Source organism: Pseudomonas sp. NPDC087690, from assembly GCF_044743175.1.
Taxonomy (GTDB): Bacteria; Pseudomonadota; Gammaproteobacteria; order Pseudomonadales; family Pseudomonadaceae; genus Aquipseudomonas.
Window position 1 is genome coordinate 1 of sequence record NZ_JBIUVX010000067.1, and the last position, 14,738, is coordinate 14,738.

The following is a 14,738-nucleotide window of genomic DNA, read 5'->3' on the forward strand; positions in this document are numbered from 1 at the left end:
CAGCCTGAACAACAGCGAGATGAACGCGATTCGTCTGGCCAAGCTGACCGACGAAAACACCGACGCCAACTTCCTCGAATACTCGCTGTACGGCTTGCCGCTGCAGACCCAGCAGACCTTCATGATCATGGTGATGATCCCGATCGGCGTGCTGGTGATCCTGATCCTGCGCAACCTGATTGGCCTGCAGACCCTCGGCACATTCACCCCGGTGCTGATCGCCCTCGCCTTCCGTGAAACGCAGCTGGGCTTCGGCATTCTGCTGTTTACCGTGATTACGGCGCTGGGCCTGTCATTACGTTCTTATCTGGAACACCTGAAGTTGCAAATGCTGCCGCGACTGTCGGTGGTGTTGACCTTTGTCGTGGTACTGATCGCGGCTATCAGTCTGTTCAGCCATAAACTCGGTCTGGAGCGCGGCTTGTCCGTGGCACTGTTCCCGATGGTGATTCTGACCATGACCATCGAACGCCTGTCGATCACCTGGGAAGAGCGCGGCGCCAGCCATGCGATGAAAGTCGCGATTGGCACGCTGTTCGCCGCGTCCCTGGCGCACCTGATCATGACGGTGCCTGAACTGGTCTACTTCGTGTTCACCTTCCCGGCGATCCTGTTGATCCTGGTGGGCTTCATGCTGGCGATGGGGCGTTATCGCGGCTACCGCCTGACGGAACTGGTGCGCTTCAAGGCTTTCCTGAAGAAGGCTGACGCCTGATGTTCGGTTTCTGGAAGACCTGGAAGGCCCTGGAGGCGCGGGGCATCATGGGCATCAATCGGCGTAACGCCGACTACGTGCTCAAGTACAACAAGCGCAGTCTGTACCCGATCGTCGATGACAAGATCATCACCAAGGAGCGCGCCATCGCGGCCGGCATTCACGTGCCGGAACTGTATGGCGTAATCTCCACCGAGAAGGAAATCGACAAGCTCGGCGAGATCATCGGCGGGCGCAGCGACTTCGTGATCAAACCGGCCCAGGGCGCCGGCGGTGACGGCATCATCGTTGTCGCCGACCGTTTCGAAGGCCGCTACCGCACGGTATCGGGCAAGATCATTGCCCACGAAGAGCTTGAGCATCACATCTCAAGCATTCTTACCGGTTTGTACTCGCTGGGCGGCCATCGTGATCGGGCGCTGATCGAATACCGGGTGACCCCGGATCAGATCTTCAAAAGCATCAGCTACGAAGGCGTGCCGGACATTCGCATCATCGTGCTGATGGGTTATCCGGTGATGGCGATGTTGCGCCTGCCGACCCGGCAGTCCGGCGGCAAGGCCAACCTGCACCAGGGCGCCATCGGTGTCGGTGTCGATCTGGCGACCGGTCTGACCCTGCGCGGCACCTGGCTGAACAACATCATCACCAAACACCCCGACACCACCAACGCGGTGGACGGCGTGCAACTGCCCTACTGGGACGGTTTCATGAAACTCGCCGCTGGCTGCTATGAGCTGTGCGGGTTGGGTTATATCGGCGTGGACATGGTGCTGGATCAGGAGAAGGGTCCGCTGATTCTTGAGCTGAATGCGCGGCCGGGGCTGAATATCCAGATCGCTAACGACTGTGGGCTGACGTTGCGTACGCATGCGGTTGAAGCGCGGCTGGAAGAGCTGAAGGCGCGTGGGGTGACGGAATCGGTTGAAGAGCGCGTGGCGTTTACCCAGGAAATGTTTGGGCATATTCCCGCCGTAGAAGGCTGATCTCCCCCGATGATCGTTCCCACGCTCTGCGTGGGAATGCATCCCGTGACGCTCCGCGTCACAGTGGACGCAGAGCGTCCATGGCGGCGTTACCACGCAGAGCGTGGGAACGATCAGTAAAGCCCCCAATCGGCTCCCTTTCTCCCTCGCCCCCTTGGGGGAGAGGGCTGGGGTGAGGGGGTAGGCTTTTGATTTTGATCTGACAGCCGAGAGAGGACTACAATCCCCACCCCGCTTCAACGGCCGATCTGCCCCGCCCATGTTGACCTGTTCCGTACACCCGCTGCCCTACCGCGCCAATCCCGCCGACTACTTCGCGGCCATTCGCAACGCCCCCGGCGCCGTGCTGCTCGACAGTGGCCGCCCGAGCGCTGACCGTGGCCGTTATGACCTGCTCAGCGCTTGGCCGCTGGAACAACTGGCGGTATTGCCGGACGAGAGCGGCAGCCATTTCCTGCAACGTCTGCGTGACAATCTGAATCGCCTCGGTGAGGCTGATTTACCAGCGGGTTTCGAACTGCCATTCGCTGGCGGCTTGATCGGCTATCTGAGCTATGACTTCGGCCGGCATCTGGAAAACCTGCCGAGCCAGGCTCGCGATGATCTGCAATTACCGGATGCACGTTTTGGCCTGTACAACTGGGCACTGATCAGCGATCACCAGTCGGCCACCAGCCAATTGGTCTTCCACCCGTCGGTGATCGATAGCGAGAAGCAACGGCTGATAGCGCTGCTCACTCAGCCACACACAGACACATTGGTACCGTTCAAACTGAACAATCCGATGACCGCCGACCTCTCGCCCGACGATTACCGTCAGGCCTTCGAACGCATTCAGCATTACATCCAGGCCGGCGACTGCTATCAGGTCAACTTCGCCCAGCGCTTTCGCGCGGCGTGTCAGGGCGATCCGTGGCTGGCTTACTGCAAATTGCGCGAAGCCTGCCCCACGCCGTTCTCCGGCTTCCAGAGCCTGTCCGGTGGCGACGCAGTGCTGAGCCTGTCGCCCGAGCGCTTTGTCAAAGTCAGCCGGCGCCAAGTCGAAACCCGGCCCATCAAAGGCACTCGCCCCCGTGGCCTGACTCCAGCAGAAGATGCCGCCAACGCCGCCGAACTGCTGGCCAGCCCCAAGGATCGCGCAGAAAACCTGATGATCGTCGACCTGCTGCGCAACGACCTCGGGCGCACCTGCCGCATCGGCTCGGTGCGCGTGCCGGAGCTCTTCAGTCTGGAAAGCTATCCGAACGTGCATCACTTGGTCAGCAGCGTCACCGGTGATCTGGCGGACGACCGCGATGCACTGGATCTGATTGCCGGCAGCTTCCCCGGCGGCTCGATCACCGGCGCGCCGAAGATTCGTGCGATGCAGATCATTGATGAACTGGAACCGACCCGACGCGGTTTGTATTGCGGCTCGTTGCTTTATCTGGACGTACGCGGCGAGATGGACAGCTCCATCGCGATTCGCAGTCTGTTGGTCAAGGATGGGCAAGTGTGCTGCTGGGGCGGTGGCGGGATTGTTGCTGATTCGGACTGGCAGGCGGAGTATCAGGAGTCGATTACTAAAGTCAGAATCCTCCTCGAAACCCTGCAAACCCTCTGAGCAATGATCGTTCCCACGCTCCGCGTGGGAATGCAGCCCGGGGCGCTCCGCGTCCCAAGCGGACGCGGAGCGTCCATTGAGGCATTCCCACGCAGAGCGTGGGAACGATCATCAGGTAGCCAGGCTTACAGGCTGAGGTCGCGGTTGGAGGCCTTTAAGAATTCCTGCTTCAACTCGGCAAAGCTGTGCACCGCCGGAAACTGCGGAAACTCGCGAATCACATTCTCCGGCGCATGAAACAGAATCCCCGCATCCGCCTCGCCCAGCATCGTCGTATCGTTATACGAATCCCCCGCCGCAATCACCCGGTAATACAGGCTCTTGAACGCCAGCACCGACTGGCGCTTCGGATCTTTCTGCCGCAACTGGTAGCTGGTCACCCGCCCGCTTTCGTCAGTGATCAGACGATGGCAAAGCAAGGTCGGGAAGCCCAACTGACGCATCAGCGGCTGGGAAAACTCATAAAACGTATCCGACAGAATCACCACTTGAAAGCGCTCACGCAGCCAGTTGACGAACTCCACCGCGCCGTCCAGCGGCTTCAACGTGGCGATCACTTCCTGAATATCGGACAGCTTCAAGCCGTGCTCGTCGAGGATGCGCAGACGCTGCTTCATCAGCACGTCGTAATCGGGAATGTCCCGGGTGGTGGCCTTGAGGGAGTCGATTCCGGTTTTTTCGGCGAAGGCGATCCAGATTTCCGGCACCAACACCCCTTCAAGATCCAGGCAAGCAATTTCCACAAGACACTCCCGTTTGTATTGATTATTTGAGTCGAGCGAGGCCGAACTCTAGCGGCTCAAATCCACTCGCGCAACGCACAGCGCACCCCGAGCCACGCAGCTTTTTGTTACCATCGGCCCCATATAGAGCGCCCAGCGCCACTGACCTGTAGGAAGCCGCCCTGATGAGTGCAACGTTCGACGTCGTGGAACTCGCCACGACCTATGCCAACAAATCCGCGCAAGACATCCTCAAACTCGCGTTTGCCGAGTTCGGCGATGACTTGTGGATATCTTTCAGCGGCGCCGAGGATGTGGTGCTGGTGGACATGGCCTGGAAGCTCAACAAAAACGTCAAGGTGTTCAGCCTCGACACCGGCCGCTTGCACCCGGAGACCTACCGCTTCATCGAGCAGGTGCGCGAGCACTACAAGATCGATATCGAAATCGTCTCGCCGGACTACACGAAACTGGAACCGTTCGTGAAGGAAAAAGGCCTGTTCAGTTTCTACAAGGACGGCCACGGCGAATGCTGTGGCATCCGCAAGATCGAGCCGCTGCGCCGCAAACTGTCCGGCGTCAAAGCCTGGGCTACCGGCCAGCGCCGCGACCAGAGCCCCGGCACCCGCAGCGCCGTGGCGGTGATGGAAATCGACGGCGCGTTCTCCACGCCGGAACGCACCCTGTACAAGTTCAACCCGCTGGCGCAGATGACCAGCGAAGAGATCTGGGGCTACATCCGCATGCTCGAGCTGCCGTACAACAGCCTGCATGAGCGCGGCTTCATCAGCATTGGCTGCGAACCGTGCACCCGCCCTGTTCTGCCGAACCAGCATGAGCGTGAAGGTCGCTGGTGGTGGGAAGAAGCGACGCAGAAAGAATGCGGGCTGCATGCGGGGAATATCATCAGCAAGGCGTAACTCCCTGCCGCGCTGATTTCCCCCTGTAGGAGTGAGCCTGCTCGCGATAGCGGTTTATCAGCCGATGATTTTTTTGGCTGATACACCGCTATCGCGAGCAGGCTCACTCCTACAAAGGTCACTAGCGACTCAATAAATGTGTACACACGAATGTCACCATCGGTGCCATTTATGTGTGCACTTTTTTGTTTCCGCGCCCTGAAAAGTTACATCCCGCCTGAAAACCCCTCGCTCTCGCCTTTCCTGAAAATCCCTCATCAAAAATAAATACCTGTTCAAACGGTCAATTTTTAACCACTTATTTTCAAAGACTTAGCGTGCATCGATAACTTTTCGAAATGAGCACAGCTGCGCATAGACCGCTAACTGGCACAAATCTGGCTTTAGTGCATACATGTTTTGTATACAAAACTGCAGAACATACCCACACTTTCGATCCGCAAGCCTGAAGCGCCCTATCCCGTACAGGCTGCAGATGCCCCGTAACCAGTGATGTTTTTCACTGCCGCGACGAAGATTTGTCGAGCCTGACGGCTTATGTACAGTCATCGCGGCCCTGAACATCAGGAGCCTGCCGGAATGCGTACAAGTCTCTCCAATAACATCGCGCTGAATCTGCCCGCCTCTCCCGTTACCCAACCGTTACCCCATGACGGACTCACCGAGCCGCTAAAACTCAGTCCGCGCCTGCACAATAGCGACCTGGCACCGACCAAGGCCGAAGGTCGACGCTGGGGCAAATACAGCATTTTCGCCCTGTGGACGAACGACGTGCACAACATCGCCAACTACTCCTTCGCCATCGGCTTGTACGCGTTGGGCCTGGGTGGCTGGCAGATTCTGTTGTCGCTGGGGATCGGCGCGGCGCTGGTGTATTTCTTCATGAACCTGTCCGGCTACATGGGACAGAAAACCGGCGTGCCGTTTCCGGTCATCAGCCGGATCAGTTTCGGCATTCACGGGGCGCAGATTCCTGCGTTGATCCGGGCGGTTATCGCCATTGCCTGGTTCGGTATTCAGACGTACCTGGCCTCGGTGGTCTTTCGCGTATTGCTCACAGCGGTACACCCCGGTTTCGCCGAATACGACCACAACTCGATTCTTGGCCTGTCGACTTTGGGCTGGGTGTGTTTCGTGGCGATCTGGTTCGTGCAACTGGCGATCCTTGCCTACGGCATGGAAATGGTGCGCCGCTACGAAGCGTTTGCCGGACCGGTGATTCTGCTGACCGTCGCTGCGCTTGCCGCGTGGATGTACTTCCAGGCCAACGCGACCATCGCTTGGTCGACTCGCGAACCGCTGACCGGTGGCGAGATGTGGCGCAACATCTTTGCCGGCGGCGCGTTGTGGCTGGCGATCTACGGCACGTTGATTCTCAACTTCTGCGACTTCGCCCGCTCTTCGCCGTGCCGCAAGACCATCAAGGTGGGAAATTTCTGGGGTTTGCCGGTGAATATTCTGGTGTTCGCCGCGATTACTGTCCTGCTCTGTGGCGCGCAATTTCAGATCAATGGCCGGATCATCGAGAGCCCGACCGAAATCATCGCCTCGATCCCCAACACCTTCTTCCTGGTGCTCGGTTGCCTGGCGTTTCTGATCGTCACAGTGGCGGTGAACATCATGGCCAACTTCGTCGCTCCGGCCTTCGTCCTCAGTAACCTGGCGCCAAAATACCTGACCTTCCGCCGCGCCGGGCTGATCAGCGCCACCATCGCCGTGTTGATTCTGCCGTGGAATCTCTACAACAGCCCATTGGTGATCGTGTACTTCCTGTCCGGCCTCGGCGCCCTGCTCGGCCCGCTGTACGGCGTGATCATGGTCGACTATTGGCTGATCCGCAAAGGCCGGATCAACGTCCCGCAGCTCTACAGCGAAGATCCCAACGGCGCCTATTACTACAGCCACGGGATCAATTTCCGTGCGGTGGCGGCGTTTATTCCTGCGGCGCTGATCGCCATCGTCCTCGCGCTGGTTCCCGGTTTCCACAACGTCTCGCCGTTCTCCTGGCTGATCGGTGCGGGGATTGCCGGAATGCTTTACCTGATCATCGCCAAACGTCTGCCGCACTACGCCGACGTCAGTGGCGAATCCATTGCGGTCGACAACGTCTGCCATTAACTCCCTCGCGGCCCGGACTTCGGGTCGCAGAACTGCCCGCTATAAGGATTTCCCCATGCGTATTCTCGTGGCCAACGTCAACACCACCGAATCCATCACCGATGCCATCGCCCGCTCGGCGCAGGCTGTCGCTTCACCGGGTACTGAAATCGTCGGTTTGACGCCGTTCTTTGGCGCCGACTCGATTGAAGGCAATTTCGAAAGCTACCTGGCGGCCATCGCGGTGATGGATCGGGTGATGGCCTACGATCAGCCGTTCGATGCGGTGATTCAGGCCGGTTATGGCGAACATGGCCGTGAAGGTTTGCAGGAATTGCTCAACGTTCCTGTGGTGGATATCACTGATGCGGCGGCGAGTACGGCGATGTTTCTCGGCCACGCGTATTCGGTGGTGACCACGCTGGATCGCACCGTGCCGCTGATTGAGGATCGGTTGAAATTGTCCGGTCTGTGGGATCGCTGCGCTTCAGTGCGTGCCAGTGGTTTGGCCGTTCTGGAACTGGAACACGAGCCGCAGCGTGCGCTGGAAGCCATCGTGCAACAGGCGGAACTGGCGGTGACGCAGGATAAAGCCGAGGTGATTTGCCTGGGTTGCGGCGGCATGGCCGGGCTGGATGAACAGATTCGTCGACGTACCGGCGTGCCGGTGGTGGACGGCGTGACGGCAGCGGTGACGATTGCGGAATCGCTGGTGCGCTTGCGCTTGTCGACGTCGAAGGTGCGAACGTATGCGACGCCGCGACCGAAGAACATCATTGGCTGGCCGGGGCGGTTTGCCCGCTAGACCGCGTTATCGTTCATCGCGGGCAAGCCACGCTCCCACAGGTTCTGAGTTGCCCACAGATTTTGTGGCACAACACAAAACCCTGTGGGAGCGGGCTTGCCCGCGATGGCCGCGCCGCGGTCTAAAACCATGCTCAAATCGCACTGAACCGCCGCGCCAACCCCCGCTCCGCAAACTGCTCAATCACAAAATCCACAAACGCCCGCGTCTTGCCCGGCAGCAACTTATGCTCGGCGTAGTAAATCGAAATATTGCCATCATCGACAAACCAGTCCGGCAACACCCGCTGCAGCCTCCCCGACTCCAGATACCCCACCGCAAACGGCATGCTCACCAGCGCAATTCCCAAGCCTTGCGCCGCCGTCCTGCAAGCGGCCTCGGAATCACTCATGGTCATTCGCGCCTTGAGCATCAACGGCCGACAATTCTGTGGATTACGTCCGGTCAATTGCCAGGAACGCACACGCCCGGTTTGCGGCGAGCGGATCAGAATGCCGTCGTGATGGCTGAGGTCGTCCGGCTCGGCGATCACGGAATTGGTCTGCAAATACTCAGCGGACGCGACCAATATCCGATGCGCCGGTGTCAACTTGCGCGCAATCACGCCTTGCGGCAGCTCGAAGCCGCCGCCGATGGCCGCGTCGAAGCCCTGCCCGATCAGATCGACCTGTCGATTATCGAAATGCCAGTCCGGGTTGATCGCCGGATATCGCCGCAAAAACTCTCCGAGCATCGGCACGATGTGCAGACAGCCGAACGCTGCGCCCATGCTCACCTTCAGCGTTCCCGCCGGAAGCCCTTCGACACTGGACAGATTGGCCACGGCATTTTGAATAGTGGTCAGGCTGCCACTGACCTGATTGAGGAAAAGTTGTCCGGCCTCGGTCAGCGTCAGGCTGCGTGTACTACGCTGGAACAGCCGTACGCCAAGCCGCACTTCAAGCTTGGCCACACTCTTGCCGACTGCCGCCGGGGTCAGACTCAAGCGCCGCGCGGCTTCGGCAAAGCTGCCGACCTCGGCACTGCGCACGAAGCATTCGATGCTGCTGAAGGTTTCCATGATCGCCACTATAAACTTCTGGTTTACACAGACTATAGCAATCATGGTCTACACAGTTGTCGATACCAAGCCGATACTCGCCACCAATACCAAGGCACTCCCGCCTTGAACACTCTGGAGATCGAACATGACCACTCAACACCTCAGCGGTAAAGTCGCTCTGATTCAAGGCGGTTCCCGTGGTATCGGCGCTGCCATCGTCAAACGTCTCGCCGCTGAAGGCGCTGCAGTAGCCTTCACTTACGTCAGCTCCGCCGCGAAAGCTGAAGAGTTGCAAAACAGCATCACCGCCAACGGTGGCAAAGCTCTGGCGATCAAAGCCGACAGCGCCGATGCCGCCGCCATTCGCCACGCCGTCAACGCCACCGTCGAAGCCTTTGGCCGAGTCGATATTCTGGTTAACAACGCTGGCGTCCTGGCCGTCGCACCACTGGAAGACTTCAAACTCGAAGACTTCGACCAGACTGTGGCGATCAACATTCGCAGCGTATTCATCGCCTCGCAGGAAGCCGCCAAACACATGGGCGAAGGCGCACGCATCATCAACATCGGCAGCACCAACGCCGACCGCATGCCCTTCGCCGGCGGCGGTGTGTATGCGATGAGTAAATCGGCGCTGGTCGGTTTGACCAAAGGCCTGGCCCGCGATCTTGGCCCTCGCGGCATCACCGTCAACAACGTGCAACCTGGCCCGGTCGACACCGACATGAACCCGGCGCAGGGTGACTTCGCCGAAAGCCTGATCCCGCTGATGGCCGTCGGTCGCTACGGTAAAGCCGAGGAAATCGCCAGCTTCGTCGCTTATCTGGCGGGCCCGGAAGCCGGTTACATCACCGGTGCCAGCCTGACCATCGACGGTGGTTTCGGCGCCTGATTGTTTCCGAATCGCCTGAACGAAAAACGCCGCCCCTCTTTTTACAGAGGGGCGGCGTTTTTCTGTGTCAGGTGTTCAAGCCCATTCCAGCGCCGGCAAGCCGCAGGCACTCGGTGTGAAGGCTTTCAGCGTACGAAGAATCCCGTCAGCGTGTGCGTATTTTTCATCGGCCATGGCCGCATCAGGGATGGCGATGGCAGTCATCCCGGCGGCTTTCGCGGCGGTCACGCCAAATGGCGAATCCTCGAACACCAGACAATCTTCAGGTGCAACGCCCAGACGCCGGGCAGCAGTGAAGAAAATGTCCGGAGCAGGTTTAGCCGCGCCGACTTCCGGGTCGTCCGCCGTAACGATGTAATCAAACAACGCAAACCAGTCGCGGTGCAGCGTGGTTTTCTGGCCAAACGACTGGCGCGACGAACTGGTGCCCACCGCGATGGGAATGTTGTGCGCCTTGAGGTGACGGATCAGTTCCTCGGCACCCGGCATCGCTTGCGCAGTGGGAAAACGCTCACGCATCAATGGCTCGCGGATCACCAGAAATTCTTCGGCGGTGATCGGCAGATCCAGCGCCTGCACCACGTAGTTCGCCAGGTCGTTGGCACCGCGACCAATGATGTTCTGCTTGACGCTCCAGTCGAAGGTGCGCCCGTAACGCTGGGCAATCAGCGAGGTGACCTCGGTGTAAATGCCCTCGGTGTCCAGCAGCAAACCGTCCATATCGAAAATCACGGCCTTGATCGGGCCGAACGCCTTCAGCGGTGCATTCATCATCGGATCCGTTAAAAAAGACATCCCAGGCGCCTGAAGCAGGTCGCTGCTCGGATCTGATTAAAGGGTTCAGCAGCATAACGAGCGCGAAGGACATTGGGCAACGGGCAATCTCCGTTGAACCGATGAACTACTCGCAAGCATTTAGCGAAACATCCTACAGGCATCACCTACTTACCCGACTTCTTTCCTTTTTCATCCCCAGCAAAGTCCCCGCACCTTTTTTGACGTGCGCGAGAGACTGCGAATGCTTGAGACCGATCGGTTACTGGCCCTGAACAACAGCATCGGCCTGCTGGTAGTTGCAGCGCTCAATCCCCGGCATCCGGATTTTGAAAGCCTGATCAGGGAGTTTCGCCTGTGCCTCAACGACTACGAGGCCTGGGCCGAGCAGTTCTGGACCGGGACGGCGCTGGATGCCGAACAAGTGTTCACCGTCGGCAACGACGTACGCCTCAGCGCACCGATCAAGTCTCGTCAACCGATCAGTTCATCGGTGGCGATGTGTCCGGCCAGCGGGCCGTTGACGCTGGTGCACATGTTCGACGCGGCTCGGTTCGTGCCGATCGGCGATACCCCGGTAACACTCGAACCGGTGCTGGCAGAAATCGACGGCGTCCTGACCTTTGGCGAGCCGCTGCACTACACCATCGGCTCGAGCGGCATTCTGCAAGTGGCCGACTGCGATCGGGGCCAGCGTTATCGCATCACCTTCTTTCCCGATGTTTGCGCCGAGCATGTGCGGACGCTGTATGCCTCCTACGAGGCAACGCTCGCCCATCTGGAAGGCTGGCTGCGTGACGAGTGGACTGGGTTCCAGCCGCAGTGGAAGGAGTTTTCCAGCGCCGGATTTCTTGACCGTTATGGTCAGTTGCAGCAGGCAGACTGGCGCGGATTCGAGAATGTCCTGAACGGGGTTTGGGATGACATCAAGCAACTGTTCGCTCTCCTCGCCGACTTGCAGGCCAACAGCGAAAAACTCCTGGGCTACCTGAGCCCGGTTGAACTTGCGGCGCTGCTGCAAGCCTCCAGCGAAGCCATCGCCAACGCTTTGCTGATGCTCAGTGATGAGCCGCTGCTGTTCATTCATCTGGCGGCATTTACCAGTTGGCTGAAGATGTTGCCACCGCAGTACCTGGCGGAAGTAGTCGCCGAAGTTCGCGCCGAACTGCTGATCAGCTTTCTATTGATGAGGGTGTGTGGCGGCGTCGGTGTGCAGATGCGCTTGAGCAGCAAGGTATTGGCGAAGATCAAGTCGCCGCGGGCGCGGGAATGGTTGACGGCTTCGGCGTCGCGGTTGGCGGAGCTGAACCCGGCGTCCGAGCTGAGCGGGCATGCGCGCGTGCTGAAGCCGCTCGCGGTTAACGCGCGTGATGTCGAGTTGAACCCGACGCCAGCCATTGCGTTGAACATTCGCCAGGCTGACTCCATGGTTTTGAAGGTGGCTAATCCCCTGCCTATCGCGCGGGACAAGTCACGCGGCATGGCTCAATTGCAGCGGCATGAGCATCACGATGACTCACCCGATCAAGCAAAAAACCCCAACGGCGACAGCGCCGATTGCGTACCGCTGACCTGCACCGATGGTTGTCCGGTGTCGATGGTCACCGGCGAAGAACTGCTGACCCTGACCGATGCGGTGCTCGATGGCGTGCTGCCGTTCGAGTTCAGCCGTCTGTATCGCTCGAGCGCCGTCGAGATCGATGTCGGGCTGGGCTTTGGCTGGAGCCATTCGCTGGCGCATCGGCTGGAGTTTTTGGGTGATGAGGTCGTCTGGGTCGACCACGAAAACCGTCGAACGCGGTTCCCGCTGCCGAGCGTCGAGCGACCGGCGATTCACAACAGTTTGTCGCGGGCAGCGATCTTCCTTGGCGATGAGCCGGAGGAACTGATCCTTGCGTTGGCTGGGGACACAGCGCGGTTCTATCACTTTCGCGCGGGTCGGCTGACGGCAATCAGTGATGTTTATGGCAATCGTCTGACGCTGCAGCGCGATCGGTCTGACCGGGTGCAGCGACTGGATAACGGTGCCGGGCGTTCGCTGTTGTTGCGCTATGACCGCGCGCAGTTGGTCGGTGTCGATTATCAGGTGTGGTCTGAAGGCACCTGGCACACCGAACAAAACCTCGTCAGCTACTGCTACGACGCCCGTCAACGCTTGTTGGCCGCGACCAACGCGGTCGGTGACAGCGAGCGTTATGACTACGATGACACCCACGTCATTTTGCAGCGGCAACTGGCTGGTGGCGCGAGTTTCTTCTGGGCGTGGGAGCGCTCGGGCAAATCGGCGCGCTGCGTAAGGCACTGGGCCTCGTTCTCGCAGATGAACACCCGTTACGTCTGGGGCGACGACGGCAGTGTCACGGTGTATTACGTCGATGGCACCGAAGAGGTTTACGTCCACGACGATCAAGCGCGGCTGGTGCGCAAGGTCGAGGCCGATGGCGGCGAGCAGCTCAAGGCCTATGACGATGCCGGGCGCCTGATTGCCGAGCAGGATGCGTTAGGCGCCGTCACCGAATACCGCTACGACGAAGTCGGACGGCTGATCGCACTGATTCCGCCGGATGACGCGCCAACGTCCTACGAGTACCGCAACGGTTTCCTCTACCGGCGTTCACGCCTTGATGCGGTGTGGCTCTATCGGCGCAATGCCGAGGGCGATGTCACCGAAGCAGTCGATCCCGACGGCAAGGTCACGCATTACTACTACGACGTACGCGGGCAACTGCTGTCGATCCGTTACCCGGACAGCAGCCGGATTCGGCTGGCGTGGAATGACCTCGGTCAGCTCATTGAAGAGACATCGCCTGACGGTGGCGTACGGCACTTTTCCTACGACGCGTTGGGGCGGCGGACCACCACCGTAGACGAACATGGTGCAGTGACCCGTCAACAGTGGGACGCGGCGGGTCGGCTGGCTCAGACGACGTTGCCGAGCGGCGCTACTCGCGCTTGCAGCTACGGCGCTTACGGCCAGGTCACTGCCGAACGCGATGAACTGGGGCGCATCACCCGTTATGAATACGACGATGACCTGCACCTGGTCTCGCGGCGGATCAACCCCGACGGCACGCGGGTGCAGTACCGCTACGACCATGCGCAGTTGTTGCTCACCGAGATTGAAAACGAGTCCGGCGAAAAGTATCGGCTGGACTACACGCCGACCGGACTGATCCGCCAGGAAACCGGCTTCGACGGGCGGCGCACCGCGTATGCCTACGACCTCAACGGCCATCTGCTGGAGAAAACCGAATACGGCGATGACGGCTCGCAGCTGGTCACGGCGTATGCACGCGACAGCGCCGGGCGCCTGTTGGTCAAAACCCTGCCGGACGGGGTCAAGGTCAGCTATCAATACGACCGCCTCGGTCGTTTGACCGGCGTCGATGACGGCCAGAACCATCCGCTGGCCTTCGAGTACGACCGTCAGGACCGACTGATCACCGAGCATCAGGGCTGGGGCACGCTGCGTTACAGCTATGACGCCTGCGGTCAGCTCAAACGCCTGCGCCTGCCGGACAACAGCAAGCTCGATTACCACTACGCCAAGGGCGGCGCGCTGACCGGCATCGACCTCAACGGCGCGCAACTGACCACGCATGTCTTTCAGTGCGGGCGTGAACAACAACGCCAGCAAGGCCTGCTGCTCAGCGAATATTCTTACGACGATCAGGGCCGATTGCTCGCCCATGCAGTAGGTCATTCCCACGATGCGCTGTACCGCCGCGACTATGCCTACAGCGCCAACGGCAATCTGGAACACATCGCCGACACCCGCCACGGCCAGCGCACCTACGCCTACGACGCCCTCGACCGGCTGATCCGCGTGCGCCATTCGCGCGACGAACTGCCGGAATCCTTTGCCCACGACCCAGCCGGCAACCTGCTGATGCAGGACCGCCCCGGCCCCAGCCAGATCAAAGGCAATCGCCTGCTGATGCAGGGTGACCGGCATTACGACTACGACGCCTTCGGCAACCTGATCCGCGAACGCCGTGGCACCGCGCAAAAACTCGTCAGCGAATACCGCTACGACAGCCAGCACCGCCTGATCGGCCTGACCCGACCGGACGGCCAGACCGCGAGTTACCAGTACGACGCCTTCGGCCGGCGTATCCGCAAAACCGTCAACGGCCAGGTAACCGAATTCTTCTGGCAGGGCGACAACCTCGTCGCCGAAAG

General features: G+C 59.9%; 11 protein-coding genes. 8 read left to right on the forward strand and 3 right to left on the reverse strand.

All coding sequences use genetic code 11. The annotated features are described in order from the left end of the window. The 3 genes from ACIPIZ_RS28435 to pabB all read left to right on the forward strand — a co-directional run. Window positions 1-715, forward strand: a 715-nt coding sequence (locus tag ACIPIZ_RS28435; protein ID WP_401168790.1) for a 7TM domain-containing protein, incomplete at its 5' end; no start/stop codon positions are given. Then, window positions 715-1,701, forward strand: coding sequence for an alpha-L-glutamate ligase-like protein (locus tag ACIPIZ_RS28440; protein WP_064391256.1), 987 nt, complete (start codon window positions 715-717; stop codon window positions 1,699-1,701). The genes ACIPIZ_RS28435 and ACIPIZ_RS28440, both read left to right, overlap by 1 nt. A gap of 259 nt (window positions 1,702-1,960) precedes the next feature. Further along, window positions 1,961-3,304, forward strand: coding sequence for an aminodeoxychorismate synthase component I (pabB, locus tag ACIPIZ_RS28445; RefSeq protein WP_401168793.1), 1,344 nt, complete (start codon window positions 1,961-1,963; stop codon window positions 3,302-3,304). 125 nt (window positions 3,305-3,429) lie between these two features. Here pabB and thrH read toward each other — a convergent pair whose 3' ends face one another. Next, on the reverse strand, window positions 3,430-4,047 hold the full coding sequence (gene thrH / locus ACIPIZ_RS28450; protein WP_064391254.1) for a bifunctional phosphoserine phosphatase/homoserine phosphotransferase ThrH: 618 nt from the start codon (window positions 4,045-4,047) through the stop codon (window positions 3,430-3,432). A gap of 164 nt (window positions 4,048-4,211) precedes the next feature. Between thrH and ACIPIZ_RS28455 the strand changes: the two genes are divergently transcribed. From ACIPIZ_RS28455 to ACIPIZ_RS28465, 3 genes are all read left to right on the forward strand, one after another. Next, on the forward strand, window positions 4,212-4,946 hold the full coding sequence (locus tag ACIPIZ_RS28455; RefSeq protein WP_122661215.1) for a phosphoadenylyl-sulfate reductase: 735 nt from the start codon (window positions 4,212-4,214) through the stop codon (window positions 4,944-4,946). 579 nt (window positions 4,947-5,525) lie between these two features. After that, window positions 5,526-7,064 carry an NCS1 family nucleobase:cation symporter-1 gene (locus ACIPIZ_RS28460; RefSeq protein WP_401168797.1) on the forward strand — a complete coding sequence of 513 codons (1,539 nt, stop codon included), beginning with the start codon at window positions 5,526-5,528 and terminating at the stop codon, window positions 7,062-7,064. 55 nt (window positions 7,065-7,119) lie between these two features. After that, window positions 7,120-7,848 carry an aspartate/glutamate racemase family protein gene (locus ACIPIZ_RS28465; RefSeq protein ID WP_401168800.1) on the forward strand — a complete coding sequence of 243 codons (729 nt, stop codon included), beginning with the start codon at window positions 7,120-7,122 and terminating at the stop codon, window positions 7,846-7,848. Window positions 7,849-7,981: 133 nt separating this feature from the next. Here ACIPIZ_RS28465 and ACIPIZ_RS28470 read toward each other — a convergent pair whose 3' ends face one another. Then, window positions 7,982-8,908, reverse strand: a complete 927-nt coding sequence (locus tag ACIPIZ_RS28470) for a LysR family transcriptional regulator (RefSeq protein ID WP_401168803.1) — start codon at window positions 8,906-8,908, stop codon at window positions 7,982-7,984. Between the two features lie 127 nt (window positions 8,909-9,035). Here ACIPIZ_RS28470 and ACIPIZ_RS28475 point away from each other — a divergent pair, with 127 nt between their 5' ends. After that, window positions 9,036-9,782 (forward strand): 3-oxoacyl-ACP reductase family protein, encoded by a 747-nt coding sequence (locus ACIPIZ_RS28475; protein ID WP_064391249.1) that lies wholly within the window; start codon window positions 9,036-9,038, stop codon window positions 9,780-9,782. 75 nt (window positions 9,783-9,857) lie between these two features. Here ACIPIZ_RS28475 and ACIPIZ_RS28480 read toward each other — a convergent pair whose 3' ends face one another. Continuing rightward, the gene (locus tag ACIPIZ_RS28480) at window positions 9,858-10,553 is read right to left on the reverse strand and encodes an HAD-IA family hydrolase (protein ID WP_401168810.1); all 696 of its coding nucleotides are present in this window, start codon (window positions 10,551-10,553) and stop codon (window positions 9,858-9,860) included. Window positions 10,554-10,800: 247 nt separating this feature from the next. Here ACIPIZ_RS28480 and ACIPIZ_RS28485 point away from each other — a divergent pair. Beyond that, the coding region (locus ACIPIZ_RS28485; protein ID WP_401168807.1) for a DUF6531 domain-containing protein at window positions 10,801-14,738 on the forward strand (3,938 nt) is incomplete at its 3' end.